Consider the following 26,359-nt stretch of genomic DNA (forward strand, 5'->3'; position numbering starts at 1 on the left):
AGCGCCGAGATTCAGATTAGGTGTCATAGATCAACCAAACATCGCGGCCAATTGCATCATTTGCTGCATATTCATGCCGCCACCGCCACCACCGCCGCTGAAGTCGCCATTGCCGAGCGCTCCAGAAAAGTCGCCGCTACCGCTGGTTATGCCGGGATTAGTGCCGCCGCCAAACCCGCCGCCGAACCCGCCGCCGAACCCGCCAGAAAGCAGACCGCCTATTAACTTGCTGCCCCATCCAGCGTTCTGCGATTCGATCCCCAGACTGCGAAGGTAGTTCTGGACCGCTGCGTTGCTGTAGCCCAACCCGAGGCCACCTGCGCCCAAGCCAGCCTGTAGCTGCTGGCCGCCCTGCCCAGCGACGCCCGCTGCACCGATATTCTGCTGTCCCTGCCGGTAGGCGTTCTGCCCCTGACCTGCTTGGTACTGCTGATACAGCGCCGCCGGTCCGAGTAATTCCTCCTGGTTGCGCTGGTTCAACAGCCCGGTCTGGGTGTTATAGTCTTGCAACCCCAGCGCCCGCGAGCCGAGGGCATTCGCCATCCGTTGCTGGAGGTAGTTATTGGTCTGATCCGCCGTCCTGTTGCTGGCAGCGGTATTCTGTCCGAGCCGCGAGAGATCCAGCCCTTGACTGTTCTGGAGACTCCGCAGCAGTTCCGCACGGGATTGGTTACCGGCGTTCTGTGCGTAGTTCGCCGATAGCTGATTCTCGGTACCCTGAAGCTGGTTAGCGGTATTCAGCCGGTTCTGGCCCAAGCCAATGCCCGTGTTCAATTGCCCGATGCCGAGGTTGTTGGCCTGGGTGACGTAATCCTGGGTCGTGCGGCCCGCCGCTTCGTCCATCGCACGAGCACGATCGCGGTCCACGCCGCTCATCACGCCGGCCGCTTGCAGCGAGTTGGGATCTACGCCGGCGGCCCGGAGCCTGTCGGCAGTGGCTGCCGCTTGCGGCGCGAAGGAGCGCGATACCTGCGCCCGCTGGAGCTCGCCGCCCGGTTGCAACATCCTGAGCCGGTCCAGAGCCGTCTGGTACGTGCTCCCTGTCGCATTCGCAAGGCCGCCATAGGTCGAATTGGTATCGGTGAGCATCCGGCCATAATCGTTGTTCAGATTGTTGCCGATGGAGCCGTATGTACCTGCAATGCTCTTCTGAATGTCGCCGCTGGTGTTCTGATTGGCCGTACCCAGCCGCCCGAACGTGTCACCGATGTCGCCTTTCACCGCCTGGTCATTGCCGGTGATATTGCCGCCCATGGCATCGGTTGCATTGTTTAGCTGATCCGAAGTGCCCTGCGCTCCCCACGGGCTACCCGAGAAGTTGTTCCAGTTCGACTGGATCTGATTCAGGTTGTTCCAGCGATTATTGATGGCATCCTGGACACCCGGCATCACCTGGCGACCCATGTCCCAGTTGTTGTTGGGATCGCCAGCGACACCGCCGGTTCTGCTGAGATCCTGGTAGTAGCCGCTGGCCCAGTCGCTCAGCCCTTGGCCCTTATTCCAGGCGTTATTGGCGTTGTTGCCCCAGCCTTGTGACTGCTGGTTCTGCCAGTTCGCAATCGCCGGGATCTGGGTGCGGTCGGTTGTCCCGGTCTTGCCTAAACCAAAAAACTGCGAAAAGAAGCCCATGAGTTTGGCCCTATGGATTGCCTAGCGTCGTGACGGTCCCAGATGGACCCTTGCATTTCAACTTGTTGTCCGCCGAGTCAATGAAAATGTAGAATGTCGCCGCTGCTGGAGTTCCCGGTATGGCGATAGCGCTCAATCGAAAGGCTCCGTTTGAATCGAACCTTCCGAACTCTCCATTACCATTGCAGGCGAACTTGACCACACCGCCGGCGATATCCGCCATGAGCGTGACGCTTGATGTGGCATATAGGAAGGCGTCGTTTGCTGCGATGGCACCATAAGGAGTCGTGGCCGAAGAGAACACGCCGAATTGCCCAAGCCGACCAGCATCATTTAGCGCCCTAAAATTCGCTTGAGCAGCGGTGCCTGCGGTCTGGTTTTCGCAGAGGACAATAGTGTTTGTGTTCTGATTCTTCCGAAAGTGCCCCAGTTGAGTGGGCACGACTCCTACGCCCAATGAACTGTTGATGAACCCTGAACCGTTGAAGGCTAGTTGCGCAAGATTGCTGAGGTTTTTTCCTCCCGCATTCTGGTCCGCGATCCAGCCGTTGTCCAGGTAGTTCAAGAAATCGTTGAACCATTGGTATTTGATCCCCCACTTGCCGCCGCCCAGATTGCTCCAGTACGCGGCATTCGCGGTAACTTGATTGAGATCGGCCCAGAGTGCCATGCGCTAATTCACAGCCGCCAGTGCGTTCGGCGGAGTTTCGGCGGGGAGTTCCTCAAGTTCAAGAAATGCCTCCTCTTTAGTTGCGTCGAATCCCCATCTGGCAGATGAGAACGGCCTCGCATTTGCGCGTTCGCGCTCCATGTTGAGCACGTCCATAAGCGCCTCTTGCTCGACTTGTGCGATTTCGGAAGATCGCTTCGCCAGCGCGTCTCGCTTTTGGAGCAGCGCCAGCGTGTGTCTATCGATAGTTATTCTCATTGTTGTATTTGTTTTAGTGCCGCTTCGCCGATGTCTGGGTAGATGAAGAATATTACGTTCTTCAGGAGTTGGAAGCCGTGCGCAACCGCAGTAGGGGCATCGTTAGCAAGCAGGGCATCTACCGCGAGTTGGGCTTCTCCGCGAGCATCGTTCGTGCCCTTTCCGTCTAACAGCCACGTCTTAAAATTTGCCTTGTCGGTGTCGGATAGCGTTGGGAGCAATGGAATCGTAGAAACGCTGGCGAGTCTGGCTTTCTCAATTGCCTGAGCTGAGGCCTCCGCTCCGATAGTGGCTGCATCAAGTCCAGAATCCAGCAGTACGTTGAGCGCGTCGATTTGTGCTTTTGTCATTGTTTTCAGTCTTGTAGTACCCGGCAATTTGACTTTTGATACGACAGAGGCGCAAACTGCACTAGAAAGGCATGAAGATGATGAAATTGGCCGGTTTAATCGTTGTTCTGCTGTTTTGTTCTCAGGCTGGAGCGCAGGAAAGCTCCGGAGTGTCGCCTTCCGTACCTAAACCGCAGGTCACCGTGCTGCACCGCGATGCTTCAGTTTGCGCTGCCATCGCCAGCATCCATCCTTCCGAAGATTGCCAGCAGAACGTCGAGGTATACATTTATCGCCCGTTCCCCTTTGTGGAACTCTACGATGTCACGCTGACATACAAGGATCGGGACGGAGCGGTTCATGCGGATAGTCGGCTGGCCCGCAGATTCTTCCATGCCGGGTCTATTGTAGTGGTATTCGACCTGACCGACATCAGTATCATGTCCACGCTCGTCACGCCGTATATTCCATCCGGTAATTCCACGTTCATCGCAGCCGCTAGGTAATCAGGCCATGAGTTCGAAGTGCTGTTAGAAGATTGTTGAACCGCGTCGCCACATCGGTGACATCGGTCGTATTCCCAGGCCCGGTCTGCCTTCCAGTCACAACCTGAGTCAAATTGAATTGCAGGCTCGTAGCGTTCAGGATGGAACTAGTGCCAGCCTGTGTAAGGATTATGCTACCAGTAGCCGTCATGACTGCTTTGTTCGTGCCGCTATTAAAACCCGTGGTAATGTCGATCCCGCGAATCTGGGAAAACGTAATGCTTCCGCCGGTATCGGTGACTTTTAGGAAATTGGTCGAGTCAACATTTACCGTTACCGTGCCGCTCACAAGCGAGATCGTTCCCCCTGTGATTGACAGGTTCCCACTGGTATCGCATTGCAGAGGGGCGCTCGACGGACTCGCACCGCCGATTCTGCACTGCTTGGCCCACATCCCTACATAGCCTGTTCCAGCCGTGTCATCGCCCCAGAATCCGATATTGCCGCCCAAGGTATCGAACACCTTCATCTGGCTCACCATGCCAGAGCCGCCCACTTGGAGCTTGCCGGTAACGATAGTGTCGGCGTTGAGATTCTTTACCTTGAACACGCCTCCCGTGATTTGGAATTCGGAAGAGAAGGTCCCCGGATTGGCACGGGCCAGATCGCCGGTTCCGGTCGCCGATCCAGTCGTAAACGTCACCGATGGAGTAATGCCGTCCACTATCGAATTGCGGTTGCCATTGGTATCCTGCGATACCAGATAGGCGGTCCAAGAAACGGACGACGGCGGGTTTGGGATGTAGTATTCAAGTGGACTCAGCCGTCCCTTGGCGTATTCGTAGAACTTCCCATCATCGCGCTTCACCACTAGCCGAGCCCCACCAAAAGCCGGATCGGTCGGAGGCGTGAAAGAGACCGTCACGCGCGTGTCGGTGCCTCCTGCCGAATCCTGATACTGCCCGGTCGTCCAGACGACGCTAGTCGCGTTGGCCGCGTATTCCTGGGCCGAGGTTCCCAGTTGCCGCGTGATATTGAACGTCACAGCCGGCGTAACGCCAGGAATAATCGCGTTTCGATTGCCGTTGGTATCCCACGATGGAAACCAGATTTTGTACGCTGTCGTCCCGACGCGCACCGGGTATGGAGCGCTTGCAAACGTCGTGTCTGCCGGGGCCGAGACGTTGGCGATAGTCCGGCGGCCGCCCGTCGTTAGATTCTCCATCACTACGTCGAATCCGCCAAACTGCGAATAATACGGGTCGGTGGTCGGGAACGCATAAGTGACTTGGAATTCAAAGAACTGGTCGCCGGATACCTTTACTTCGATGTTCGGATTGGCCGTCCAGCCGGCAGGCAAGGAACCAGCCAGTGCGACATTCTGAATGCTCGGCGCAAACGTCGTGGGAGCCTGAGTCTTATTCGGATTACCGGACCCGTCCAGATATGGCTGAGCTACAAACTGGAAACTCGGGGAGGCCCCGGTAAAGCCAAACTGCACCGGGAAGTTCTGAACTTGCGCGGAGCCAGAAACAACGTATACGCGCCAATTCTCAGCCTGTTGTGGTGGAGGTACGCTAAAACTCAGCGTAAGATTGCCGGAATCATACGGGAAAAACTTGATTACTGCTGGATTGAATTTTGATTGAAGTGGAGTCGTGCCGTCAAGCGCCACTGTGCCATCGGTAACGAGCACTCCAGATCCGCTGGTATCGGGCGCGTCCAGATATACCCACACGCCGAAAAATGTTCCCAAAGGACTCGGAGGGGCAATGATGACGCCTATCTTTAGAAGGGGATTGCCTGCTCCATCCGTTGTGAATGCCTGCGTTACGGTAACAATTGAAGCATCGCCTGGAGGCGCTGGTCCGAGAGTGACTGATGAACCGCTGGCTATGGCGACGAATGCCCGTGTACTCTCCAGCCCTGTTGCTTGATTGAAACTTGTTACGAAGAACCGCGTGCCCGTGATGTTGTCGTTTACCGATAGCTGTCCAGCAGGGACTCGCCGCACCAAGTTGTTCTCAGTGTTGACATAGATGTTGTAGTGAGTGACTCCGCTAGGATCTTCTGGTTTTTCCCATACCAAGGCACCCGCGCTGATCCTGAGACCTCGCGGTGGTTTCGGCTTTTGCTGATTTATATGCGTTCGCCTAAATACGAGCCTCTGAAACGCGAGCGAATTCGCGTCAAGCGGCCCAAGGTACTGATCTAGGACATCCGGTTGCCGCGTCATACTCTGTTCACCGTATCCGACAGCGTGAAGCTGGCTTCGTGTATCGCACCGTAGAAGTTCTTCGCGAGATCGCCTTGCTGCGAGGGCGTAATGAAGTTCGCAAAACTGGCGTCATCGCTCGAATGGCCGCTCAGCTTGAACACAAGCTTAAACCAGAGCTTGTTGAAACCGGCAAACTTCACCAGGTAGTTCTGGTCGGTGGTGGACTGCGATCCCTTCTGGATGGTCGTCGTCTGCTTGTTCGCGCCGGTCACTTGCTGAAAATCGCCGTACCATTCCACCGCGACGGGCGACACCCCTAATTGCGTCGATGCGCCGGCATCCCCAGTCAGCGACATGAACGGCAATTCCTTCCTGCGTGTCGTATCTCCGAAGTTGCCCCAATTGCGGTCGTATTCTCCGTTGATATCAGCGGTCGTGAAGGATTGCCCGGTCGTGAACGTCTGGTCGGTCGTTGGGATTACTCCGGTATCGGGCTGCGTCTCATGGGTGTACACACCGCCGGTACAGACCAGAAAGTAACGCGTGCCATTACCGTCGAGCACCGTCGCGGCGCATGTAAATACCGGCTGCGTGGCGCTGTAGGCTTCTCCCGATCCGGGCGACTGCCCATCTCCCAGTGCAAAGTCATGGATGACCGACACGCCGTTATCCATCCAAATCTGATAACGGTCGATCTGCTCAACCGGGTCGAAGATCCAATCCGCGCATTTCACGTTCCCTGTGATGAGCGACTGGTAGCCCCGGCTCAGATATTGCAACTGAATCGAATACGGCGGCAGCATCACGATTTCGTTGTGCTGCGTCACCCAGCAGATCCCATATGGCGTCGAGATCACCGAGGCAGCGGACTTGCACCCGAAGTTCCGGCTGATCGTAATGTATTCGTGAATGCCATCCGCGACCTCTTGCAACAGAAAACACGACGACGGTGTGAGGACCAGCACCCGCACATTGTCTTGCGCCGGGATCACCGCAATAGGAGCATCCGCGGAAGGCGTGTACGCGATATTGGTCAACGGCCAGCACTGATTCGGATCCCCGACAACGTTCTGCCGGGCGGAATCGCTTGCGGCCTGCGACCACACTACCGCCGCGAGATCCTTCGTGGCCGGCACATAGCTGAAGTCTGAGCGCGTGCCAGAGCCGCCGGCCAGCAGGCAACCATAGACCCGCCCGTTGACGTAGCAGACGCTTTGCATCGGCCGCGGCGGATAGTTCTGGAACGGCATCTCCTTGGTGAGGTCCAGCACCCAGCCGTTCGTTGTGCCGGAAGCGATTGATAGCGACGCCGAGCCGCTGCTGATTGCCACCGTGAATGGTCCGGTCAAACCGGAATTCAGGATCAAATAGGGTACCGTTCCGCCGTCCACTGTCGCGTAGAACACGTAGAATAATTCGCTTTGTTCAGTGGCGTTGTGGTAACTCGGCACGATCCGCGCTAAATTCGACACCGTTATCGTGCCGGTTGCTCCGGTCGTCGTAATAGTGCCGCACTTGACCCCGTTCGAGTAGTGGCCTGTCTGAGAGCTGTACAGCCCCACGTATATGTCCACGCTGGTCGCCACTGTATTGTTCCCGGCGCCAGCCGCGAATGCAACCGATGGAGCGACACCGCCTGGAGCATAAGCGTCCAGTCCGTAGTAGCGCGTGACGCTAGAGTAGTATGTCGAGAAGGCGGGTTGCGATCCGCTGCCGCTGAGAACCCCCAGTCCGTTGTAGAGCAGTGGACGGTCGGCCAAGATGCAGGCTGCTGCGGGATTGGTAAGGGAGAAGTTCCCATCATAAGTTCCGGTTATAACCTCGATGATGTTGAACGGGTCGGGCTGGTAGGTGGCGATCTGGAACGGAACCCATTTCACCGTGCCGCTCAGGTTGACCTGCATCGGATGATAGCTCCAGCCGAAGAAATGCGGGTCGCGGTATGGCACGATGCGGAGCACGGAAGTGGCGCTGGGGATGTTGTATCGAGCCTTGCGCCCGCCGCGCAGCCGCAGATAGTATCCCGGCATCACCCGGAAGTCCAGACACTTGGCAGCGGTGTGCGCGGGACGCCGAATCGGGTTTCCCGCCGTGTATACGCCGTGGAACTCTAGTTGTGGCTCTGGATCGACTTGGCGTGGCATTAGCGAATGATCTTCGGCTTGTGCTGCGCCGTGTGCTCCATGTTCCGTCGTGCCTGATTGATGATGCGCCTGTACTCGGAGTCGGCCCGCTGGTAGCGATCATCCCCCTGTGAGAGCCGCGTCGCATAAAGCTCTCGCTGGAGGCCGCAGACCAGCGCCCACTGATACGGCTGCGGGATGTATACGTTCAGGTCCACCGAGGTGGTGTCGTCCGCGAAATTGATCTGGTTGTAGTAGACGGCGCGGCACGTATAGGCCGCATCCGAAGGCGCGTCGAACTTCACCGTGCGATAGCCCGCTGGATGGCCACCGGAGGCCGAAGTCCAGACCAGATACCACCCTGTCGGTTGAACCTGCACCGTCGCGCTCTCGGCCATCATGACTAGCGTCGGATTATCGCCGATATAGCTCAGTTCATGCGTTTCAAATTCAAGTTGGTTATTGATGGAAGCGATCCCGAGAGAGATCGTTTTCATCGTGCCGAAATCGTCTGGTAGATCGAAAGTCTGCTGACCTTGCGTGATCGCCTGCGATATAGACTTGCGCCGCCAGCCGACATAGCCGACTCCACCCATGCCGCCTGCTTGCGAGGAATCAGGCACCGAATAGAAGTCCGGCACAACCTTGTGGCGCAGGACAAACTTCAGATTCAGGCTGGTAGTGGCCAGCCCGTCTGGATCGGCCTGCGTCTCGATATCGACTGTGGTCATGCGACCTTCACAACGTTCTCTTCATCGTTCAGCACGTCGTAAACGGAATAGGGCCGCTCGCCGATGTGCCCCGGTATCAGCGTGCCGTCAATTGAAACCGGAATGCGAAGCCGAATCAGCCGCCGCGAGAACGTAATATCCTCTCCCAGTTCCATTTCGTTTTCCCCGACGAAATAGCTGAACACCCGAAGGTGCTTCTCTTTGGCCCAGTTCGCCATGCGGATCTGTTCCAGCCGCTTGCGCTCCTTCTCCCGGTTCTCCGAACGCACATGGAGCCGATCCATGCGACGGCGGTTCTCATCCAGCCAATCGTGAGCCGACAGGTAATATCCGCACAATGCTTCTACGGCATCGCGCCGGATCATCACGAACCCAGTTCCGATGCCAAACTGCCCGGTAATCAACCGTGTCAGATTGACACATTCCAGAGGGCAGAACTGATCCGCAATCGGGTCGTAAACCTTCGCCGCAATCTCGACCGGCGGCACGCGCGTAGTGCATAGGGCGCTCACCACCGGCACATCGTGCGCCGCGAGCCGGATGATCGACTCAGTAGGCGGCACCATATCGTCATCCACGAAAAGGGCAAAGTCGGCATCGGGCCGCATCGCCGCCAGCGCCGTATTCCGCGCACGATGGATCAGCGCGTTGCCGTAATCCCGATGATGAACGTCGATTCCCTCTTTTAGGGCGTAGTTACGCATCACCGAGATCGCGTCACGCGCCGACGCTGGCCCGTTGCGGTAGCTGAAAACGAACAGGTCTACTTTCACTTCGCCTTGTTCTTGAGTTCTTCCAACATCTTGATGAGCCGATTTCTGTCCTCGATCACCCGCGCGTTTTCGTCCTTCAGTTCCTTAACGCGCATCTCAAGCGGAGTCGTGAGTTCGTTATACTTTTCCGGCAGCATCACGTCGCCCACTGTTGCGACGCGCCGCTCCAGGAACTCGATCAGTTCCGGGTCCTCCGTCACGAACTGGCCGTAGTCATCCGGTTGCGGAATGAACTCGATCATCTTCTCGCCGTCGCGCTTCAGTTCGCCGTCAATCATGACCTTGCGGCCCTTGTTGGCGCTGATGCACAGCCCAGCGTTGCGGGAGTAAAATACGCGGCGCTCCGGCTGTTGCACAGGCGCTCGCAGCGGTTCTGTTACTGCTGACATTGTGTTCCTTTCGGTTGTGTGAAAAATGTGGGGCACCCGCAGAAGAGCGCCCCAGAGGAGGTGCTATGGCATCGTCAGATGTTTCCAGTTGTCTCCGCGCCAAATCGACCTGATTGTGGCCGCATCAAGGCCCCTATAACAATAGCTTGATAAGTTCGATATTGTTATAGAAACTCATGATACTAAATCAGTTATTGCTACTGGCTGTAGTCGGTCACGTCGAACAATTTCGCATGCCACTTTTCTTGCATCACGACCAAGCCGATTTCGCTGAGGATTTCGTCCACCTTGGCGTCGCGGCCATCCAGGATGACGTTCTCGCGGATGTGCGTATCGCGGTTTTCGCCGTTCCCGCTGAGATAGATCATGTCGAGCATGTCCACATCAATCGAGAAGGCCATGTTGCCGAATCCGTTCTGGCCGCTGATGGCAGTTTCGAGCATCCAGTCGTTTGTCACGAGCCAGGTGCCGTGCGCCGTCTGCACTTCCTGAACGTTCACGCCCCATTTCTTCTCGCCGGGCTTCACCATGAGGTAGTTGTTGCCCCAGGAGTTGATGGCGCTTTTGACGATGGGCGAGCATAGCAAGAGCTTTTCGTTCTTGCCATAACGGAAGGCGGCGCGGGAGAACGTCTCGAAGGTCTTCATGGTCAGAGTGCCGGCCGCGTCCACCACGTTTGTCGAAATGGTGTTGTTCAGCCCCATCGTGGTCCGAATGGGTTTACCGGTAGGACCGCCCGCGAGAGATTCCGATGGCTGTCCGAAAAGGAACGCCATGTTCATCTTGATCTTGTGGGACTTTAGCGCCTTCTGGTGCAGGCGTTGGCGCTCATTCGACGTACCGTACTGAGCAGACGCGATGTTGGTGTTGGCCATGTCGATCACGTCCCTGAAAATCTGGGTATATGTGATCTTGCCAACCGGAGCCGTGGTCTTGGCGGACGGAATCGTGCCGCCTTCTTCGTAGGACGTGCCCATCAAGCGCAGCGCCGCGCTCGGCAGGATGGTATCGGCTCCGACACCGCCAATATCGCGCACGACGGTGAGGGTGTTGGTGGAAACCACGGTCACGCGGCAGACTTCGGGCGCGGATGAGCTGGACGTGGCTTTAGGCACCACGAACGTGTCGCCGGGCACGAACAGCGTGCCGTCAACAACGGTAATGGTGGTCGAGGAAGTGCTGTTGGCGACTGTGGAGGTGCCGTTCTGCGTCCACCGCGCCACATAGTCGTCCTCGAACCATTCCCAGCGCGGCGATTTCACGGCACGCCGCTTTTTGAGCCGGTTCAAAAACGTGATGAGAGGAGCCTCGTTCGGCTCCAGCAAGGAAATCTCAGCCCCGACCTGTCGAATTAGCCGGGTTTCTGTGATTGCCTGATTAGTTGTGCGATCCCCAATTACTTGGGCCATTTCTGATCTCCCTATTTATTGCCAAAGATCGAGGAGAAGGGAAGCGGTCCACCCGGTTGGCCGTTGACCAACTGCTCGACGTAGCTGGACGACTCTCGCGAGCCTCCAGGAGCGTTCGTTACACCGGACCCGGCGTTGATGCCCTGCCGCGTCTTGTCGGCCTGGTTTCGCGCGGTAATGCGCTTGCCAGCCTCGACAAGTTGCTGAGCCTTGGCCGGATCAATACCTTGCTTCTGCTGCATCCGATGAATTCCGAGCACTGTCTTGTACTGGGCGATCTTGGTTGCAGTTTGGGCCTGCTGCGACGTGAGGAATTTTCCTGAGACCGGATGGCGGTCAACCCTGATATCGAGAATGCTCGGATGATCCCGAATGATGCGGTTCAGAGCATTGTCGGGGAACTCCTGCCCCTCGATGTCAATCGGCTTCTCGCCAAGCGGTTTGAAAATCTCCTCGACTTGGGCGAACTGCGGAGTCTTCTTGAGTTGCTGGATGGCGAACTCTTTGGACTGCACTTCTTGCTGGAATTCAACCTGCTGCTTGACGTTCGGCAGGATATCTCCGAATTGCTTCTGGATGATATCCATCACCACCCGCTGCGCAATGTCGGCCATGATCGGCACGCCCATGTTCAGCGTTTGCCGCATGTAGATGGCATTCTCAACGTCGCGTACCTTGGTCAGGTCGCCGGTCTTTTGCGCGTGATCCCATGCTGCATTGAGATCCTTGAACGCCTCTTCTGCCTTTGTCCAGTTGTCTCCAACATCTCCAAGTTTCTGCGCTGCTTCGGCTTGCTGAGGCTGGGCTGCTGGCGCGGCAGGTTTCGCTCCGGCTGTCTCCATCGCTGGCTGCGCGGCTGCATTCGCCTCTTCGATAAGCGCACGTTCCCATTCGGTAAGGTTGTCCTCCTCCGGGCGCTCTCGAAAGCCTCGATTCTCTGCTTCGAGCTTACGGATGTGAGCTTCCTTGTCGGCGAGTTGCTTCAGCACCTTCCGTTGCGCCGGGTCGTTTGGGTTTAGACCCGTCTGCTTCGCGAATTGCTGGATCAATTCTTCGGCGGTTGGCTCCGCAGCGGCGGTTGCCTGGGTCTCAGGTTCCGCCTGTTGCGTTTCCGGCTCGGGTTGCGCGACTGGCTCCGGCTGTTGTGTCGTAGCCGGCGCAGACGGTCGCTCCTCGGCATCGCCAAGGGAGCCTGAACTTCCGGGTAGCAGGACTCCACTGACGTAGTTTTCGGTGACCTCTACGTTGCCTGTGTCGGGCGTTGCTTCTAATACATCTGCCATGGTTTGTCTTTCTGCCGCGTGTCACGCGGGCTTAGGCTGGTTGATACTTCGATGCGTGCTTCTTGAAAATCTTGGGCAGCGATTCGAGCGCGGCGATTTCGCCCTCAATGAGCGCCGCCGCTACAGGCTGTCCGTCCTGGACGCTAATACGCAGGCGCTGGAGCCGTGCGGACATTTCCTCTTCGACGAATGCGTCCAGAAATTCCCGAAACGCCAGATTGTCCCAGAGACCGTGCGCGGTGCGGATGTTTTCCGCCGTCATTGCGGCAATCCGTGCGCCCCGCCTAACGGAGATCGCCCACGCGCCGCCGCGAGCGCCGATGCCGCAATCAACGGCTCAGGGCCGGATGGTCCCGCTGGAGCGGATTCCGGCGCAGGTCCGCCGCCGCTTGGACCGCTCGGAGGACCGGGGGGAGGACCGCCACCACCATCAGGCCCCGGCGCTCCGGCACCGGGCGGTGGGCCCACATCAGGCGGCGGCTGCGGTGGCTGCAATTGCGGATCTGTCGGCGGCACAAGCTGAATCTGAACGTGCGCTCGATTCATGATCGCCTGCTTTTCCTGCGGGGTCAGGCTCTCCCATTTCGCCGCAATCGTCAGGCTAGTATTGACTTCCTTTTCGGGCGGCGGAGGCTGCGGGTCCGGTGCCCACTGCTGGAGTTCCTTGCCCTTGCCCATCGCAATGATGAAATCCTGCGTCGCTTTCTTCGGATTGAGCAGATTCGGAAACTGCGTCGCGGCGTGGAACAGATTCGTCGCTTTGGTTACTTTCGCTTCGTCGTCATCTGCCAGCGTGGAGCCGACTTCAGCCGTGATCTCGCCGTCGATCTGGAACATCTCTGGCTCGGCCTTGACCCATTCCTCGCGGATCATGTCCTCGCCTTCGGTATAGAGACGCCGGTACTGGCCTGCCTGAAATTCAATTGCGCTGGATAATTCCGAACGGTTCAGCAGAAACATCATTTCGGCGTCGGCATTCAGCGAATTATTGAACGAATCGACTTGATCCTTCGTCAGCACATCCTGGTTGTAAGCCATGATGCGAGCGCCGGTAGCCGTGCGGGACTGGCTTGGGTCCACATTCGCGGCCATGCTCATATTGGTCTCTCCGCTCACCATCTGGAGCAACCGGCTGATCGCCTGATCGTCCTGGAGGCCATTCGCTACAGCAGCCATTGCCGCCTGTTCGCCGACTACTCCGAAGCTGCCGCGGCGCTGCACCAGAACCAGCCGGCCGCCGGAGAATCGCGCTAATTTGCTCTCGGCGTTCTCGTACAGTTCCGGGTCATCGGTCTCATAGAGCGGTCGCAGAATATCGTGGGTCAAATCGACGCGCGTATTCGTCTGCCGATCATGGAGCAATTGCAAGCCGCGCATCACGCGAGCGGTCGAGTCGCCGACGCCACTCAGGAGTTCTTCGATCAGCACCAATTCAGTGAACGGGATCTTCCCATCCAGCATGTATGGTGCGGGCATCTCGCCCAGGAACACGCTCTTTTCGCCAACCATCGAGAGCGTCGATTCATAACCCGGAACCCACTGTTCCTGAATCGTCCACTCTTTCGTCTTGGCTTCAGCATACTGCTGGTTTGCGCTATTGGTTCGCCCGATGGCACTCTCCATCTGGCGCCGCAGCCCCGCTACTTCGTTGCTCTGGTAGTTCCAGACAGTGCCGTCAGGGTACTTGTCCATGAGTGCTTGAAACCCGCGCCGGAAATCGGGGTACCGCTCGACGAACTTCTCCATCCATTGCAGATTGCGCCTCCGCTCGACGATGAACCAGTTGGAACTCTGGAGCGACCTGAAATTTGGCTCAGGGAAGCAATCTGCCATCAACAGGAAGTCGCACTTCGGCCCCTCATAGCCGGTGTATTCGTACTTCACCGGCAACATTCCGCCGCGCGAATGCTCGGCCAGCAGGTTCGCCATGATGATCGGTCGAACACTGGGGTCCTCCAGCGCCTGCTCGACCGAATAGCCCTGCTGGGCGGCCATCTTTTTCAGTTCATCGCCATAAGTAGCGATAATCTGGTCCGTATCGGCCGGATCGAGCTGCGGCTTCATCGGATTCACGCGCCGGAAGCGCTTGTAATCCTCCGATGCCCAAAACCACGGTCGAATGCTGATGCCGAATAGCGCCGCCTGCGTTGCGTGGATCTTCTGGATGCGCTGCGTCTTGCTCTTATCCCACTGGTACATCAGGCTTCGCGCTACCAGTTCCGAAATCATCGGATCTTTGGCGTTGAATCGAAGATTCGGAATCTGCGCCGTGATGCGTGCCACCGTACGGCGAACCACCATCCACGTATCGGGCATCCCGATTGATGTCTGTGTCGGATCGGCCTCGTTCGGCTTGTCATCCTTTGCAACCGGATCGCGCTCGCACTTGTACGACTTGTACACTTGCTCAAACTGCGGATAGAAGTTGTCCTTCTGCCAGTAGTACGAGCGCTTCTGCCGGTTCACGATCAATTGCGCACGATCGTCATCCTTCTGGTCGTTGCCGCCGGTACTGCGGTTGACCTCGATGAGACCATCGGGCGCACGTTTGACCGTGCCCGGAACGGGAATGGTTTGAGACGCCATTTACGCCTGGTTTACGAAGTAGTCCACGTTCCTGACAGCAACGTGCTCCACTGTGTTCCGTCGAAGACCACGTAAGCCACGCCAACGCCCGCCTGCGATCCAGCGGCGCTGATCTTCGTCGAGCCGTTGTTGATCTTCTCGCTGCCGTTCGGTAAAACTTCGAGCGTCTGCGCCGCTGTGACGATGAACATGAACCACATGCCGAACTTCGGCGCGGGAAGTTTGAACTGGACCGTGCCGCCAGCCGCCTTGTTGGTGAAGCAAGTGCCGACGTCCGTTGGCACGATAGAATAGTTGGCGGTTTTGGCGACAGGGGCCGTTCCGTTGAACGCCGAGCCGACATCGGCACGACGGCGGCCGTCGCCACAATCGGTGTGAAGAGTGGTTTCCATTGAGTTCTCCTTACGATGCTAGGGATTCTGAGTGTGAGATGTTCGCGGTCGCCAGGTAGCGCAGCAGATCGAGAAGATGGCACCGCGCCTCAATCCCCTCTTGCTTCAACTCCCGCTCTTCGTTGTAGCGGCGGGTCACCTTGTAACGAAATCTTTGAAATTCCAAACGTTGCTCGACGCAGCTCGCGGCAATGTGCAGGCGCGGCCATGTCCCGTACGTGTCGTGCTTGCGCGGCTTGAGCAGCGCCCGGATCGCGTCCTCGCCCGACTTGTGCGATTTCTTCGGGTCTAGGCAATAGATGCCGTAGCGCTGGTACCGCGTGGCATAGGTCTCCAGTTGCTCAGCTTCTGAACTAGCCTGAAAACCTTTGCCGGCCTGATCCATGAAGCGATAAACGATGCGTTCGCCGAGGGCGTTCCGGCGGTACATCCCGTACTCACGATCCGTCTCCGGGTTGCGCCATTCGATGTAGTTGCCTTCGAGATGGGCCAACGTCTCGGCATATTCGCGAATGGTGTAGCTGTTCTCCGGCGTGTCGTCACGAAGCGAGGCCGGGATTCCGCTGATGACGCTCGGCCAGAGTTCGCGGTAGACGTACCAATCGCTCCAGCGGTCGATGAGCACCCAGAGAAAGGCGTGCGGCGTGCGCGGGTGCGGGTCGATGGCCATGTAGCGCGTCCCACGCTTCGGGATCTTCTCATCTGGGATAACGTGAATCGCGGGATCGAATTCCGGGTAAACGCGCTGGCCGCTCCGGGCATAGGCGTTGATCTCGTATTCCTGTTGCCAGTACGCATCGGAGAACTTGGGTTTTTCGCGTGCGGCCCAATCCGCATCTTTTTCGGGGTCCGCCGTGTAGTGGACGCGGATTACCGGGTATCCGGTCTTCAGGCGGCACATCGACAGCCCCTCGCAGGGCTGGATTACGCCGGTTGGGGCTGTAAGCATAGTGCTTCTGCGAGATAGTCGGACTGCTTCATCTTCGAGAACGTGTCGAAGCCGTTTTGCGCGATGCGCTCACGTTCTGCGGGATTCGCAAGTAACTCCGCACACTTGGCTTCGAGATCGCCGTAATCGGCCCACGCGATACCGTCGGCGAATTCTTGTTCATACTCGGGGCTGGCTCCGCGCTCGCTCACGACGCATTTCTTGTTGGCCAGCAGATAGGAACAGCGCACAATCTCGAAGCGTGCCGCCGGATAGTAGTGCAGGTTCAGAACGATTTTCGCCGAGGCGATGGCTTTATCGCGTTCTTCGCCGTAAAGTCGTTCACCGCAAGTTTGCGAGCCAGTATAAATTTGCATATATCGGCTGCCCATCCGCATGACGGTGGCGATCCTGCGAAGATTTAGAGAACCATAGAACAGAACATCAATGTCTTCATCGAGCTTTTCAATACGCGACAGTTGCGGTACGTAACCGATCCGGCACAGCTTCGCGTTGATGCCGATCCCACGCAGCGCCGCGATGTTGCCAGCGTCGTAGTCCCAGACCTCATGCGACATCAGCAATTCGCAATAGGCTGGACGGTCGAACCACTGACCGGGACACTGCTCCAGATTGAAGATCACCGCACTTTTCGGGATGCCCGCAAAATTGGGCAGCAGGCACGCGCCCAGGATCAGCGGCGATGTTCCATGTGGAACAGGTCCGCGATGGATCGGCCAATCGAGGCCCAGTTCCTTCGCGCCGTAGTGTAGGCCCAGTGCGACTTCCTCAAAGCAGTGATGTGCGTACCCTTGCGGCTCGACGATGAAGATGGAATCAATCACAGTGCGTATTTTGGCCAATCTACCGGGGTTGCAAACTCGATAACGTCTTGGAACCATCCCGGAGCGACGCTCGATAGCCCGATCATATGCAGCGCCTCGGTCGCCATGGCCACGTTCCAGCTTTCCTCGCCCTGCTCAACGTGCGCGGCTTCATCCAGAACGTAAATCGTCGGGTGAAACGAGCGGATCTTCGACGGATTCCCTACCAGCGCAATGAAACTACTGTCGTTCGCCAGTTCAAACGAGTCCCGCGGCTGCAAATCGACGTTCTTTCGAGCCGGCCAACGGTCCCGAATCCATGGATCGGAGTTTTTCCAAAGCTGCTTGACATACTCGATGTCGTTGATGGCGCGATCTTCGTCCTCAGACTGGAAAATGACCCGCGTCGCCGGTTTCGTGAAGCCTTTATGGGCCGCCCAGCCGCTTACGAGCCACGAAATCATCATCGTGCGGCTCTTGCGCAGGAAAACCGGGCTTTCGTTCTCCAGAACCTCGATGATTGGCTTGAAATAGGGCTTATCGGGGAAGGGCTTGTACGGATTAACTGGGTCTTGTTCGTCCTTCGTCTTTGTGTGATGGGTCAGCCAGTAAAGCGCGTCCTTTTCCAGCTTCCGGTAGGTCAGTTCGTCCCGTAATTTCTCCTGTTCGAGAACCTTCCGTTGCAAGTCGACTAATGTCGATGGCGAGTTCATGTGCTCTCTGCATCAACTCCGCTTCACTGAGGTGATGGAAGACGTGCTTCTCTTCCTTGATCTCGACCTGAGAAGGCGCGTAGGCTCCATAAATCTTGTTGATCTCTTTGACGGCCGCGATTCGCGCTACCCAGTCTGGGACCTCGAACACCATCGGTTTGCCGGTGTCCTCATCGAGGATCGGCTTGCCGCTCTTGTCGAGTAGCGGCTTGGCGATCCCGGCTTCGAGACCGGCTGCGAGCGTCAGCAGCGCCTTTTCCTGCGTCGCTCCGACCAGTTCGGCGACCTGCTGCGCTACTGTGGCCTCGACGCTCTTTTTATTGGCCCGGAAAGCGCGGGCTTGCGTGGCGAGTTGCTGCCGGATGAGCGATTCATCAACTTCGAACTTGGCAGCGGTTTCGCGGACCCAGTTATCGTACTCGCCTGGGCTGGGGCGCTTATCTTCGTACTCGCGCCAGATTTCCCGCGCGAGCAGGACGTGGCTGTAGCCTTGCGGCGTGGTCTTTTTGCGCGGCACGTCAGTACGGCGGGCTGCCGACCGTGTTCGCCTGCGGCATCGTCATGCCGTCGCCGCCCGCCGGGTTCATTTCGTCGCCTTCAGGCTTGTAGGAATCGCACACCATGTCGGCGGTCGTCGGGAAGTCGTACATCTTGCACTCGCCCTGGCTGTGATCGAAATGGATGCATCCGCCGCAATCGTCCATTCCATCGGCCTTGCGGTAGTTGGGAGCGGCGTCCTTGCCGCCGCCCTGGTGCTCCTGATCATCGGTGTCATCGTCTTTGAGCGCCATACCGGAACCGGAATCGTCCTGATCCGGCTCCTGCATGGCTGCGGCACGCGACATCTGATCGTCGTTGCCCAACAGCCGATGGTTCGGCCCCGACAGGAAGCCGCCGTTGCGTTTCGAGCGGTTGTACATGCCCAGCATGGCGCTATACCTTGGCCGGCGCTGGCGCGGGCTTAGCGGGAGTTTTTGAGGCTTCCTCTGCGCCGGCCAGTCCGTCGTACTTCGCTTGAAACACGACCAGAGCCTTGCTGAGAGACAGCAGAGCATCGGGCATGTCGCGGAACTTGGAACTGTCGAGGATGGTTTTGGCTTCGAGCCGCGCCGGATGCAACGGGTCATCCATGTGTGTGCTCTCGTTGGCAAACCGCCGGAGTTCATCGAAAAGAAGGCGAATGAGTTCGGCCTGCTGCTGCGCCGCCTTGACGTGATCGACTGTGAATTTGACTGGCATTGTACTTCTCCTTTGCTAAAATTCGTAGGCCTGTCTGCGGCCGAACATACCGCTCATTCGCGGCCACTGCATTGAACCGGAACTGTTGCTCGGCGCGGCGCTCTGATCGGCACTGCCTGACTGAGCGGTCTCTGTAGCTGCGGGCGCGGCGTCGTTGATTGGACGCTGATCTTGAGGTTGGCGCATCCGATTTTGATAGTAGTTGTTGCCCCAACCGCCGCCCCAACCCCCACCACCCCAGGGATTGCGCTGCTGCTGGCCGAATCCGAACCCGCCGCCGTTTCCCTGATACCCGCCACCGTAACCATACCCGCCGCCATAGGGATGGCCATAGGACGATGGGTCTTCACCGCCAGACCCATAATTTTGGTTCTGATTTTGCTGCGCGTAATTCTGGTAGTAATTCGGATCGCGTGACGGCGGGTAGCCCCAGCCGCTTCCGCCCTGACCGCCGCCGTATCCACCGCCGCCCCAGCCATTGCCGCCACCGCCTTGCTGCTGATTACGGAACTGCTGCATTAACGCCATCAGAATTTGCGGGTTCATCGTGTCACCTCTGCAATCCGCTCATCTTCCGCGCCATGCCGCGCATCGGCTTCTTTTTCGGCATCGAGCGCATCATCATCGAGGCGTTGCCGTCGTCCTGGCTGTCGCCCGATTTGGAGTCCCACTCGGTCGGGCCGTGCTCGGTGAAGCCGTAGCCGTCGGAGGCCCAGCTCTCAGGGTCTCGCGCAGGACCGGCCATGGTGGTTTCGTCTGCTTTGAGCGGCTCATTGCGGACGGATGGATGCGTTTCTCTAGGACGACCGGTCTTATGGCCGACCGCGCGGTTGATTCCTTCATAGCCTCTGCCTCTATTCATCATGACGTTTCCCCGATTGAATACCATGGGAGTGACCCGCGACTAATTTCGATGACGGCCACAGGTGATTGAGATGGCCGTAATGGAGTGCGTAATGCAACCCGTACCACGGAATTTTGTGCTCTTTATCTCCGTCTGGGCCGATGGTTCGAAATATTATGAACTCATCCGTCTCATCAAGATCGGTTGGGATTTCAACCCCTAATATTCTCGGAGCCGGGGTCATTACGTCGTACCCATCGGTGGCCCTGATCTTGTCGATTTCCTTTTCCTGCCCCGCGCTGGCCAATCCCGGTATCAAGCCAGCCAATAATCTAAAGAACCATCGCCGTTCGACTCTCATGGATGCCTCACTCTCACTTTCGTTCCTGCCGCCCGTTCTTTCTTCAAAACCCCGTTCGCCGTGCGGATAGCCTGCGCATCATCGCCCGTTCGCTGGAGCACGCTGTTAGCGACATCGCTCCACTGGTGCTGCAAACCTTTGAGCTTTGCGGCCTTGTTGTGCTTTATGGCCTGATGCGGTGTCCAGGGCAATTTACAATCCCCGCTCCTCAGCTTCATCGGCCAAACGGCGCAGGCGAGCACTCAGCGGCTCCAGTTGCTCCGGTTGCTCGGCTGTGTGCTGCGCCTCTGCAATAACGGGCGCAGGGTTCATCTGATTCCACGCCTCAATCGCCGATTCGATGGACGTGTAAGAGTTGGTGCCATGGCAGCAGACGATACTGAATAAACCATTGCCGAGTTTTCCCAGATCGCCCGATCCAAAGACGCGAGGCTTTTTACCGCAACGCAGGCAGCACACGGCGTTGTAGCCAATCAGTTCCTGAGTTAAGTCAACAACGTTCGTCATTTCATCCACCACACTTCAGCAGGATGTCGCTCAACTGTTTCGGCTGGTAGCTCCATACAAAGCTGAGGAAGGCTCATTGAATTCCACGCCGTGATCGCAGCTTCGATGTTGTGGTGACATTGGCATAACGGGACAATAGGCGGTATCGACGATATGCCATCGGGACACACGACAGCGAACAGCGTGTTTTCCCATCCAATGATAAGTGGATTTTTACCGCAACGCGGGCAAAACACGGCCTTGTTGGCGATTACTTCCTGAGTTAGATCAACAAAATCTGTGCCTTTCATTTCATCCACCACACGCCGGTCCAGTCGATTACTTCCAAGTCCTTCACCATCCCGTTCTGTTCGCGGAAATCGTCCACCGCGGCCCGGCATCCCTTGAGCGCGTAATCGTCCACAATCACGTAGCCGCCCTCCGATACCTTCGGATAAAGCGCCGTCAGCGCTTCCCAAGTCGAGCCGTACATATCGCCGTCGATGCGCAGTACGGCGATCTTATCGATGGGCGCCGCCGGCAGGCTGTCGGCAAACCAGCCCTCTACGAACTTGACGCGATCATCCAGCATTTCGTAGCGCCGGAAGTTGTCCTTCACCTCGCGCAGCGAGACGCCGAGGTACGGCGCAAGTTCATGGTGGCGGTCTCCGGCATCGGCTGGATACCGCTCAGCATCGGGCTTCGGCAGGCCTTGGAAGGAATCGCAGACCCAGACGCGCCGGCAGTTATCGGAGAACAGAGCGAGCAGCGCACGCATGAAAATGGTGCAGCCGCCGCGCCATACGCCACACTCCACCAGATCGCCGGGTATGCTGTACTTCAGCACGTTCCCCACAAGTTGCTGAACGTTATTCAGGCGCTCCATGCCGATCATAGTCTCGGCTTCGCTCGGCCAGTCGCGTCCAACGCGCCGTAGCGATGGATCTACAACCCGGTGAGTCATCAGATCCATCGCCACATGGCCGTCAGGGAAAAGTTCGCGCGTGAGGCAGCGCTTCAGAAGCCGGAGGTATAGTTGCTCATGGTGGCTCCAGCGGTGAACTACCCCGCCAACGCCATTGGTAACGTTCTGCTCGGTCGCTGTCATCTGCTCAAACTCCTCCGAAACCGAGCATAGGCCCGCGATTCCTCCGCAAGCCAGCGCGTCCGCTGGTCGTCATCCGGTTGCTCGCCCAGGCACCGCACCCGCACCGCCGGCCCGTTGCCGCTGTGGTCGCCCGCATCGACGTGCGTCCCGCGCCCCGACTGATGGCCGCGTGCGCCGTATTCGTGGATGCTGATACGCAGGTCGATCATGAGGCGGCGGCCAATTGCACTTTCGGGTCCCAACCGTCCGGCGCTTTCATCCGCTTGCTATGCCACGGGCACCCCGCCGCCTTCCAGCGCTCGCGGAGTTCCGCGTGGCTTTCCATGGCGTCGTCGTAACCGAATTGCGTCCCACAGCACGGGCAGATATGCTCGGATAGCGGCGCTGGTTCATGCGGCATCGCCGGGAACAGGCAGACCGGGCAGGTGTACTTTGCATCCGCCTCGCTCACGCCCTGCGGGTCGTCGGCTGTGCGACACCATTCCCCGCACACAGCAACCGAATGCGGCTCCTCGATTGCACAGCGGTGACTCGCCAGATGAGCCGTCATCTCAGGCGATCGGATGCTAAATACCACGCAATCGTGATCGGGATACGGCGGCTCATGCTGGCAGTCGTTCTGACGTGGCCTCGCACTCATGGCCGTATCTCCACCTCAATCCTACCGCTGAACCGCAGCAGGTGGTCCAGCAACTCCTGCACGCTCGCCCGGTAGTACAGCACCCCGGTCGAGTCCATCAGCGCCCACTTGCGCCCCTGCGTTCCGTAGCGCGGCGCGATCAGGTAGCTCACACGCTCTCCCGTTCAACATCTTCGGCCATTTCCAGCAGCAGTCCGGCGATGTTACGTGCTTGCTTTGGTGTCATCCTTACTCCCGGCACGATCTCGCCGTCGTATTCCGTCAGTGGAACTCCACGCAGAACCAGCCCAACATGGCCAGCATCTATGCCATCGCAGACGAAAACGGTAGTGAGCACGCCTTCTTCGGTCTCGCTCACGCGCTCTCCTTCCGCCCCAGAATGGCGTCGATCTCCGACCGGTCCACGCTGGTCTTCGCCCAGGCACTCGCCACGCGCACTGTCGAACTCATGCCGCCAACATTAACGCCTTTCCTTCCATAGCTTTTGCGATCATAAACCGCAAATACCGGCGATATCATTCGAAAGTGCGCCCGCATCCCTTTGTGGTCCACTTCTGACACCACATGCCCGAACTCTGCCAATTCCTTAAGTCTCCTGCCTACAGTGGTTTTGCTGAGTTTCGTCAGCTTCGAAATCAGCCGCTGCCCAATGTTTGTCGTGTTGCGCCCGCCGCGAACGCTCGAAGCCAGCGCCCCGTACACCCTAAGGTGCTCTACGGTAAGGTTTTGATCGTACAAAACCTCCGGCGGAACCTTCGAAAAGCGGTTCAAAATCCCGCCTTTTTGGACCAGAGTGGTCCAAAACAAGCCCTTTTTGGGCCACGTACAGAAGTATAACTACCGTACATCAACCCACCGCCCTTCTGCGCTCGAACGCCTCGATCTGCTTCAACATCTGCGCCACTACCAGCCGCGCATACGAATCAGAAGTGGTCCACTTTCGCTCCTCCCGGCACCCAGGACACTCCTTCCCCCGGTGCAGCCCGTGCTCCCCGCACCACCGCCTCACCGCGCGACCCTTCTCCACTAACTCAAACCCCATATCGCAACCTACCCCCATCTACGCCCCAACAATCCCCATCCCCCAAACTCCCCAACCACATATTTTTTTTTACGAAAACCACTTCAGCAGGCACCGCACGCTGAGGCACCCTGCAAAGATTGATGCCCCTCCCCTCTGGTCGGGTCGGCGTCGGATCGAGACCACCCTAGCGCCGAAATACCGGCAGATGGAGCGTTATGGCGTCGCCGGCTGCCTGGTTCTGGGCAATACATTGGGCACAGCAGCAGTCAAGTCCTTATTTATCAACACTCGCGCATACTTTGCACAAGTATACGCATCACGACCGAGGCTCTCCGGCTGCTGGATCAGGTGCCGATATTTCGGCACTTTGGGACTGTTTGCCAGAGCGAACGCTTTTCTTCTTGAAGCCATGAGGTCTCAAATGCGGCTTTAGCCGATTCTTGGCCGTCACTCGCGGTAGGCATTCAGCGACAGAGACGCGGTAAGAGCCTGGGTGGCCATAGAGGCCGATCTTGCCAGAGCGGAACCAGTCATAGACGGCGTAGCGCGTTACTCCGATGATCGCGGCCGCATCCTGGATTGACACCAAGTCGGCCGGCACTCCGAAGGACTCAGCAAGTGATTGTTTGCGTAGAGCGGACGTAACTCAATCTCCCATGGAATCAGCTAGAAGCGCGGAAAAATGCGCTGGATGCGAAATAGTGCTTGACTGTTCTGTGATGACGTATTAAGATACATCATGATGATAAAACAATTAAGCGCAGCGGAACACGCGGGACGGTCGCTCGGCGATGCGTTCGCACGCAAGCTAATGGCTCCCGGAGTGGTCGGCATCGTAGACCCTTACGGCATGGCAAGGCGCGAGGCTAAGATCGGGGTCCGGCTGCAAACCATGCTCGCCGACAAGCTGGCGTATGAGCGCGGCTTCAACGAACAATTCAAAGCCGTATTTGCCGCCTAACCCCCAAAGGAGACACCATGAAAACCACTGATCGAAAGCTAGTGATGTGGGAGGACGCCAAGCGCAAAGTGCGGGAGGCTGATAAAACCAAACTACTGCCGGTCTCCGTCAATAGCAAGGTTCACACTTACGCACTTGAAATGGGCTGGCTAACACACCACATTGACGGGCAAGTCGATTGGATGATTCATCGAAGTCAGGAGCCACAATGCAAGGTCCAGCCATGACAGCCCGTTATGATCCGCTCTTGGGCTATATGCCCGATATCCCCTGCCCGTGGTATTGCTGGACGTTCTGGAAGTGGCAGAAGGTGCGCTGCGCCTGCGGAAAAACCTTCATCAGCCGGGACTTGGGATTGATGCCGCCCGAGTACGAGACGCATTACGTGCTGAATCACATCCCGCCCAAAGCACCAGAGAAACCCGAGGCACGCTCATGAAGTCCGAGCTCACCTGCCTGCGCTGCCACCACACCTGGCTGCGGCGCACGGCCAAGCTGCCCGTATTCTGCCCCGCTTGCCATTCGGCAGGATGGCGCACCGAGGCCAGCGCGCGCGTGCTCAAGATCCGCGAGACCAAAGCCGCTCGCAAAATAGTTCAAGATAATCCTTGACAATATCCAACGTTGGATTTAAGATGGTTCTGTAAGCGGGGAACGTGGAAGCCGTAAACTTCCAGTTCCCCTAACACTGAGAAAGAATGGAGCTTTCACAATGTCTAATCGATACTACGTCCACAACCTGGAAACAGACAAGTTGAACATTTTCACTGGCGGCAAAGCCGACTGGCTGTCTCTGCCGGAAACCAAGCGGAACGAACTCAAGAACTCATGCCTGTGGAGCAATCGCAATGGCTGCTGGATCAGCCGAGCAAAGGCCGGAAACACATACTTCCTGGCCCAGTTGCTCGCCGAACTCGGTTTTGAGAACCAAGGCACGGAAGGCGAACGCCTTAGCTTTGCTGAACAGATCGAAGTGAAGCAAGAACGGGCCGCTGAACGCGCCGACCGATACGAAGATCGAGCGGATAAGGCCGAGGAATCCAGCACCGCCCTATACAACCGAGCCCACAGCATGGCAGATTGCATTCCGTTAGGCCAGCCGATTCTGGTAGGCCATTACTCCGAGGGACGCGATAGAAGATTCCGCGATCGCATCAGCAAAACGTTTGAACGCGGTTTCGAGGAAGGCGACAAGGCCAAGTATTACGAGCGCCGCGCTGTTTGCGCTCGTGCATCCGCCGATGGTTCGCAATACAGCGATCCGCGCTATCTGGGCAATCGCATCAAAGAAACCAAGGCCGAAATCGCTGTGCTCGAAAATCGGCTGCAAGGGAAGTTTTATCACTACAGCACGCCCGAGCCAATTGCTGACGACTACCGCAACCGTTTGACAGTGTTGCTTGACGAACAGCACGAAAAGCTAGAGTTTTACGAGCACTGCTTAGCGACTTGCGGCCGGGAAGTGTTCACCAAAGAAACGCTCAAGGGCAAACAGGCGGTCAAGATTCGCGGACGCTGGGAGCCGATTGTAAAGCTCAACCCAAGCACCGTAGCTGTACCTAACATCTGCTTTCCACTGCCAGAGGATCAACGCAAGTACGCTATGAAATACGCCTACACCGAGGTACAGGAGGCCCGCTAAATGCCTGATGAAAGCGTGGGACTTATACTAAAGCGCGTCGGTGAGGAAATAGACCAGATGCTGAATACCTACCGAGCAAAAATTAGCGTGCTGCTAACCGCATTGGAGGTTTATGCCGACGAGAGCAATTTTGCAGAGGGCAATGATTGGTACTGGATTGGGGATGACGACCCGAAGTCTACCGCTCGTGCCGCCATTGCCCTCATAAACGATTCCACAGACGATCCAAAGGAGGCTGGCCAATGATTCCGCGCCAATGGACCGAAGGGATGTCAACAATTGAGGTGCTAATCGTATTTTTGGCTGCTTGTGCG

At 57.6% G+C, this 26,359-nt stretch carries 37 protein-coding genes; 7 read left to right on the forward strand and 30 right to left on the reverse strand.

All coding sequences use genetic code 11. The annotated features are described in order from the left end of the window. Positions 1–30 precede the first annotated feature (30 nt). From VNL17_14410 to VNL17_14425, 4 genes are read right to left on the reverse strand one after another with little or no spacing between them, the layout of a single operon-like run. Positions 31–1,629 (reverse strand): hypothetical protein, encoded by a 1,599-nt coding sequence (locus VNL17_14410; GenBank protein HXI85270.1) that lies wholly within the window; start codon positions 1,627–1,629, stop codon positions 31–33. Between the two features lie 10 nt (positions 1,630–1,639). Continuing rightward, a complete protein-coding gene (locus VNL17_14415) occupies positions 1,640–2,299 on the reverse strand; it encodes a hypothetical protein (protein HXI85271.1) in 660 nt (219 codons plus the stop codon). Positions 2,300–2,302: 3 nt separating this feature from the next. After that, positions 2,303–2,557 (reverse strand): hypothetical protein, encoded by a 255-nt coding sequence (locus tag VNL17_14420; protein HXI85272.1) that lies wholly within the window; start codon positions 2,555–2,557, stop codon positions 2,303–2,305. Beyond that, positions 2,554–2,907: a hypothetical protein gene (locus VNL17_14425; protein ID HXI85273.1), complete on the reverse strand. Its 354-nt coding sequence runs from the start codon at positions 2,905–2,907 to the stop codon at positions 2,554–2,556. The genes VNL17_14420 and VNL17_14425 overlap by 4 nt, the downstream gene beginning before the upstream one ends. 71 nt (positions 2,908–2,978) lie before the next feature. On the opposite strand from VNL17_14425, the gene VNL17_14430 reads away from it, so the two are divergent. Beyond that, positions 2,979–3,392, forward strand: coding sequence for a hypothetical protein (locus tag VNL17_14430; protein HXI85274.1), 414 nt, complete (start codon positions 2,979–2,981; stop codon positions 3,390–3,392). Here VNL17_14430 and VNL17_14435 read toward each other — a convergent pair. From VNL17_14435 to VNL17_14560, 26 genes are all read right to left on the reverse strand, one after another. Continuing rightward, entirely contained in the window at positions 3,385–5,385 is a 2,001-nt protein-coding gene (locus tag VNL17_14435; protein ID HXI85275.1) for a hypothetical protein, read from the reverse strand. The genes VNL17_14430 and VNL17_14435 overlap by 8 nt on opposite strands. Before the next feature lie 218 nt (positions 5,386–5,603). Beyond that, complete coding sequence (locus tag VNL17_14440) at positions 5,604–7,733, reverse strand: hypothetical protein (GenBank protein HXI85276.1); 2,130 nt, start codon at positions 7,731–7,733, stop codon at positions 5,604–5,606. Then, the gene (locus VNL17_14445; GenBank protein ID HXI85277.1) at positions 7,733–8,443 is read right to left on the reverse strand and encodes a hypothetical protein; all 711 of its coding nucleotides are present in this window, start codon (positions 8,441–8,443) and stop codon (positions 7,733–7,735) included. Before VNL17_14445 ends, VNL17_14440 begins: the two co-directional genes overlap by 1 nt. Continuing rightward, complete coding sequence (locus tag VNL17_14450) at positions 8,440–9,216, reverse strand: hypothetical protein (protein ID HXI85278.1); 777 nt, start codon at positions 9,214–9,216, stop codon at positions 8,440–8,442. The genes VNL17_14445 and VNL17_14450 overlap by 4 nt, the downstream gene beginning before the upstream one ends. Further along, the gene (locus VNL17_14455) at positions 9,213–9,605 is read right to left on the reverse strand and encodes a hypothetical protein (protein HXI85279.1); all 393 of its coding nucleotides are present in this window, start codon (positions 9,603–9,605) and stop codon (positions 9,213–9,215) included. The genes VNL17_14450 and VNL17_14455 overlap by 4 nt, the downstream gene beginning before the upstream one ends. 197 nt (positions 9,606–9,802) lie before the next feature. Then, a complete protein-coding gene (locus VNL17_14460) occupies positions 9,803–11,014 on the reverse strand; it encodes a DUF5309 family protein (protein HXI85280.1) in 1,212 nt (403 codons plus the stop codon). Between the two features lie 11 nt (positions 11,015–11,025). After that, on the reverse strand, positions 11,026–12,063 hold the full coding sequence (locus VNL17_14465) for a hypothetical protein (GenBank protein ID HXI85281.1): 1,038 nt from the start codon (positions 12,061–12,063) through the stop codon (positions 11,026–11,028). 265 nt (positions 12,064–12,328) lie between these two features. Beyond that, positions 12,329–12,559 (reverse strand): hypothetical protein, encoded by a 231-nt coding sequence (locus tag VNL17_14470; GenBank protein HXI85282.1) that lies wholly within the window; start codon positions 12,557–12,559, stop codon positions 12,329–12,331. Next, positions 12,556–14,883, reverse strand: a complete 2,328-nt coding sequence (locus tag VNL17_14475) for a hypothetical protein (protein HXI85283.1) — start codon at positions 14,881–14,883, stop codon at positions 12,556–12,558. Before VNL17_14475 ends, VNL17_14470 begins: the two co-directional genes overlap by 4 nt. 11 nt (positions 14,884–14,894) lie before the next feature. Then, positions 14,895–15,275: a hypothetical protein gene (locus VNL17_14480; protein ID HXI85284.1), complete on the reverse strand. Its 381-nt coding sequence runs from the start codon at positions 15,273–15,275 to the stop codon at positions 14,895–14,897. A 10-nt stretch (positions 15,276–15,285) separates the two neighbouring features. Then, entirely contained in the window at positions 15,286–16,224 is a 939-nt protein-coding gene (locus tag VNL17_14485; GenBank protein ID HXI85285.1) for a hypothetical protein, read from the reverse strand. Next, a complete protein-coding gene (locus VNL17_14490) occupies positions 16,200–17,048 on the reverse strand; it encodes a glycosyltransferase (GenBank protein HXI85286.1) in 849 nt (282 codons plus the stop codon). The genes VNL17_14485 and VNL17_14490 overlap by 25 nt, the downstream gene beginning before the upstream one ends. Further along, positions 17,045–17,740: a hypothetical protein gene (locus VNL17_14495; protein ID HXI85287.1), complete on the reverse strand. Its 696-nt coding sequence runs from the start codon at positions 17,738–17,740 to the stop codon at positions 17,045–17,047. Before VNL17_14495 ends, VNL17_14490 begins: the two co-directional genes overlap by 4 nt. A gap of 518 nt (positions 17,741–18,258) precedes the next feature. Further along, a complete protein-coding gene (locus VNL17_14500; protein HXI85288.1) occupies positions 18,259–18,669 on the reverse strand; it encodes a hypothetical protein in 411 nt (136 codons plus the stop codon). Between the two features lie 4 nt (positions 18,670–18,673). After that, positions 18,674–18,979: a hypothetical protein gene (locus VNL17_14505; protein ID HXI85289.1), complete on the reverse strand. Its 306-nt coding sequence runs from the start codon at positions 18,977–18,979 to the stop codon at positions 18,674–18,676. Positions 18,980–18,994: 15 nt separating this feature from the next. Next, positions 18,995–19,525 (reverse strand): hypothetical protein, encoded by a 531-nt coding sequence (locus tag VNL17_14510; GenBank protein HXI85290.1) that lies wholly within the window; start codon positions 19,523–19,525, stop codon positions 18,995–18,997. 4 nt (positions 19,526–19,529) lie between these two features. Beyond that, positions 19,530–19,841 (reverse strand): hypothetical protein, encoded by a 312-nt coding sequence (locus VNL17_14515; protein HXI85291.1) that lies wholly within the window; start codon positions 19,839–19,841, stop codon positions 19,530–19,532. Continuing rightward, entirely contained in the window at positions 19,834–20,184 is a 351-nt protein-coding gene (locus tag VNL17_14520; protein HXI85292.1) for a hypothetical protein, read from the reverse strand. The genes VNL17_14515 and VNL17_14520 overlap by 8 nt, the downstream gene beginning before the upstream one ends. A gap of 192 nt (positions 20,185–20,376) precedes the next feature. After that, positions 20,377–20,691, reverse strand: a complete 315-nt coding sequence (locus VNL17_14525) for a hypothetical protein (protein HXI85293.1) — start codon at positions 20,689–20,691, stop codon at positions 20,377–20,379. Beyond that, positions 20,688–20,981 carry a hypothetical protein gene (locus tag VNL17_14530; protein ID HXI85294.1) on the reverse strand — a complete coding sequence of 98 codons (294 nt, stop codon included), beginning with the start codon at positions 20,979–20,981 and terminating at the stop codon, positions 20,688–20,690. Before VNL17_14530 ends, VNL17_14525 begins: the two co-directional genes overlap by 4 nt. Beyond that, positions 20,978–21,778: a TylF/MycF family methyltransferase gene (locus VNL17_14535; protein HXI85295.1), complete on the reverse strand. Its 801-nt coding sequence runs from the start codon at positions 21,776–21,778 to the stop codon at positions 20,978–20,980. The genes VNL17_14530 and VNL17_14535 overlap by 4 nt, the downstream gene beginning before the upstream one ends. Continuing rightward, on the reverse strand, positions 21,775–21,987 hold the full coding sequence (locus VNL17_14540) for a hypothetical protein (protein HXI85296.1): 213 nt from the start codon (positions 21,985–21,987) through the stop codon (positions 21,775–21,777). Before VNL17_14540 ends, VNL17_14535 begins: the two co-directional genes overlap by 4 nt. Beyond that, on the reverse strand, positions 21,984–22,418 hold the full coding sequence (locus tag VNL17_14545; GenBank protein HXI85297.1) for a hypothetical protein: 435 nt from the start codon (positions 22,416–22,418) through the stop codon (positions 21,984–21,986). Before VNL17_14545 ends, VNL17_14540 begins: the two co-directional genes overlap by 4 nt. Further along, positions 22,415–22,570, reverse strand: a complete 156-nt coding sequence (locus VNL17_14550) for a hypothetical protein (protein HXI85298.1) — start codon at positions 22,568–22,570, stop codon at positions 22,415–22,417. The genes VNL17_14545 and VNL17_14550 overlap by 4 nt, the downstream gene beginning before the upstream one ends. Next, on the reverse strand, positions 22,567–22,776 hold the full coding sequence (locus VNL17_14555; GenBank protein HXI85299.1) for a hypothetical protein: 210 nt from the start codon (positions 22,774–22,776) through the stop codon (positions 22,567–22,569). Before VNL17_14555 ends, VNL17_14550 begins: the two co-directional genes overlap by 4 nt. Next, the gene (locus VNL17_14560) at positions 22,773–23,189 is read right to left on the reverse strand and encodes a helix-turn-helix domain-containing protein (protein HXI85300.1); all 417 of its coding nucleotides are present in this window, start codon (positions 23,187–23,189) and stop codon (positions 22,773–22,775) included. Before VNL17_14560 ends, VNL17_14555 begins: the two co-directional genes overlap by 4 nt. Before the next feature lie 992 nt (positions 23,190–24,181). Between VNL17_14560 and VNL17_14565 the strand changes: the two genes are divergently transcribed. From VNL17_14565 to VNL17_14590, 6 genes are all read left to right on the forward strand, one after another. Beyond that, the gene (locus tag VNL17_14565) at positions 24,182–24,403 is read left to right on the forward strand and encodes a hypothetical protein (protein HXI85301.1); all 222 of its coding nucleotides are present in this window, start codon (positions 24,182–24,184) and stop codon (positions 24,401–24,403) included. A gap of 17 nt (positions 24,404–24,420) precedes the next feature. After that, on the forward strand, positions 24,421–24,630 hold the full coding sequence (locus tag VNL17_14570; GenBank protein ID HXI85302.1) for a hypothetical protein: 210 nt from the start codon (positions 24,421–24,423) through the stop codon (positions 24,628–24,630). Next, positions 24,627–24,842, forward strand: a complete 216-nt coding sequence (locus VNL17_14575) for a hypothetical protein (protein ID HXI85303.1) — start codon at positions 24,627–24,629, stop codon at positions 24,840–24,842. Before VNL17_14570 ends, VNL17_14575 begins: the two co-directional genes overlap by 4 nt. Continuing rightward, a complete protein-coding gene (locus VNL17_14580; protein ID HXI85304.1) occupies positions 24,839–25,015 on the forward strand; it encodes a hypothetical protein in 177 nt (58 codons plus the stop codon). Before VNL17_14575 ends, VNL17_14580 begins: the two co-directional genes overlap by 4 nt. Positions 25,016–25,157: 142 nt before the next feature. After that, positions 25,158–26,045: a DUF3560 domain-containing protein gene (locus VNL17_14585; GenBank protein ID HXI85305.1), complete on the forward strand. Its 888-nt coding sequence runs from the start codon at positions 25,158–25,160 to the stop codon at positions 26,043–26,045. Beyond that, positions 26,046–26,291, forward strand: a complete 246-nt coding sequence (locus tag VNL17_14590; protein ID HXI85306.1) for a hypothetical protein — start codon at positions 26,046–26,048, stop codon at positions 26,289–26,291. The last annotated feature ends 68 nt before the right edge of the window (positions 26,292–26,359 follow it).

Source organism: Verrucomicrobiia bacterium (assembly GCA_035577545.1).
Taxonomy (GTDB): Bacteria; Verrucomicrobiota; Verrucomicrobiia; order Palsa-1439; family Palsa-1439; genus Palsa-1439.

Bases quoted from the DNA above. Each gene is read 5' to 3' on its own strand.
- VNL17_14480 (HXI85284.1), bottom strand. From the start codon at position 15,275: ATGGAAACCACTCTTCACACCGATTGTGGCGACGGCCGCCGTCGTGCC.
- VNL17_14570 (HXI85302.1), top strand. From the start codon at position 24,421: ATGAAAACCACTGATCGAAAGCTAGTGATGTGGGAGGACGCCAAGCGC.
- VNL17_14455 (HXI85279.1), bottom strand. From the start codon at position 9,605: ATGTCAGCAGTAACAGAACCGCTGCGAGCGCCTGTGCAACAGCCGGAG.
- VNL17_14425 (HXI85273.1), bottom strand. From the start codon at position 2,907: ATGACAAAAGCACAAATCGACGCGCTCAACGTACTGCTGGATTCTGGA.
- VNL17_14445 (HXI85277.1), bottom strand. From the start codon at position 8,443: ATGACCACAGTCGATATCGAGACGCAGGCCGATCCAGACGGGCTGGCC.
- VNL17_14530 (HXI85294.1), bottom strand. From the start codon at position 20,981: ATGAAAGGCACAGATTTTGTTGATCTAACTCAGGAAGTAATCGCCAAC.
- VNL17_14525 (HXI85293.1), bottom strand. From the start codon at position 20,691: ATGACGAACGTTGTTGACTTAACTCAGGAACTGATTGGCTACAACGCC.
- VNL17_14410 (HXI85270.1), bottom strand. From the start codon at position 1,629: ATGGGCTTCTTTTCGCAGTTTTTTGGTTTAGGCAAGACCGGGACAACC.
- VNL17_14565 (HXI85301.1), top strand. From the start codon at position 24,182: ATGATGATAAAACAATTAAGCGCAGCGGAACACGCGGGACGGTCGCTC.
- VNL17_14440 (HXI85276.1), bottom strand. From the start codon at position 7,733: ATGCCACGCCAAGTCGATCCAGAGCCACAACTAGAGTTCCACGGCGTA.
- VNL17_14535 (HXI85295.1), bottom strand. From the start codon at position 21,778: ATGACAGCGACCGAGCAGAACGTTACCAATGGCGTTGGCGGGGTAGTT.
- VNL17_14520 (HXI85292.1), bottom strand. From the start codon at position 20,184: ATGAGAGTCGAACGGCGATGGTTCTTTAGATTATTGGCTGGCTTGATA.
- VNL17_14495 (HXI85287.1), bottom strand. From the start codon at position 17,740: ATGAACTCGCCATCGACATTAGTCGACTTGCAACGGAAGGTTCTCGAA.
- VNL17_14590 (HXI85306.1), top strand. From the start codon at position 26,046: ATGCCTGATGAAAGCGTGGGACTTATACTAAAGCGCGTCGGTGAGGAA.
- VNL17_14505 (HXI85289.1), bottom strand. From the start codon at position 18,979: ATGCCAGTCAAATTCACAGTCGATCACGTCAAGGCGGCGCAGCAGCAG.
- VNL17_14575 (HXI85303.1), top strand. From the start codon at position 24,627: ATGACAGCCCGTTATGATCCGCTCTTGGGCTATATGCCCGATATCCCC.
- VNL17_14510 (HXI85290.1), bottom strand. From the start codon at position 19,525: ATGAACCCGCAAATTCTGATGGCGTTAATGCAGCAGTTCCGTAATCAG.
- VNL17_14415 (HXI85271.1), bottom strand. From the start codon at position 2,299: ATGGCACTCTGGGCCGATCTCAATCAAGTTACCGCGAATGCCGCGTAC.
- VNL17_14580 (HXI85304.1), top strand. From the start codon at position 24,839: ATGAAGTCCGAGCTCACCTGCCTGCGCTGCCACCACACCTGGCTGCGG.
- VNL17_14470 (HXI85282.1), bottom strand. From the start codon at position 12,559: ATGACGGCGGAAAACATCCGCACCGCGCACGGTCTCTGGGACAATCTG.
- VNL17_14500 (HXI85288.1), bottom strand. From the start codon at position 18,669: ATGCTGGGCATGTACAACCGCTCGAAACGCAACGGCGGCTTCCTGTCG.
- VNL17_14540 (HXI85296.1), bottom strand. From the start codon at position 21,987: ATGATCGACCTGCGTATCAGCATCCACGAATACGGCGCACGCGGCCAT.
- VNL17_14475 (HXI85283.1), bottom strand. From the start codon at position 14,883: ATGGCGTCTCAAACCATTCCCGTTCCGGGCACGGTCAAACGTGCGCCC.
- VNL17_14430 (HXI85274.1), top strand. From the start codon at position 2,979: ATGAAGATGATGAAATTGGCCGGTTTAATCGTTGTTCTGCTGTTTTGT.
- VNL17_14460 (HXI85280.1), bottom strand. From the start codon at position 11,014: ATGGCCCAAGTAATTGGGGATCGCACAACTAATCAGGCAATCACAGAA.
- VNL17_14545 (HXI85297.1), bottom strand. From the start codon at position 22,418: ATGAGTGCGAGGCCACGTCAGAACGACTGCCAGCATGAGCCGCCGTAT.
- VNL17_14420 (HXI85272.1), bottom strand. From the start codon at position 2,557: ATGAGAATAACTATCGATAGACACACGCTGGCGCTGCTCCAAAAGCGA.
- VNL17_14515 (HXI85291.1), bottom strand. From the start codon at position 19,841: ATGAATAGAGGCAGAGGCTATGAAGGAATCAACCGCGCGGTCGGCCAT.
- VNL17_14485 (HXI85285.1), bottom strand. From the start codon at position 16,224: ATGCTTACAGCCCCAACCGGCGTAATCCAGCCCTGCGAGGGGCTGTCG.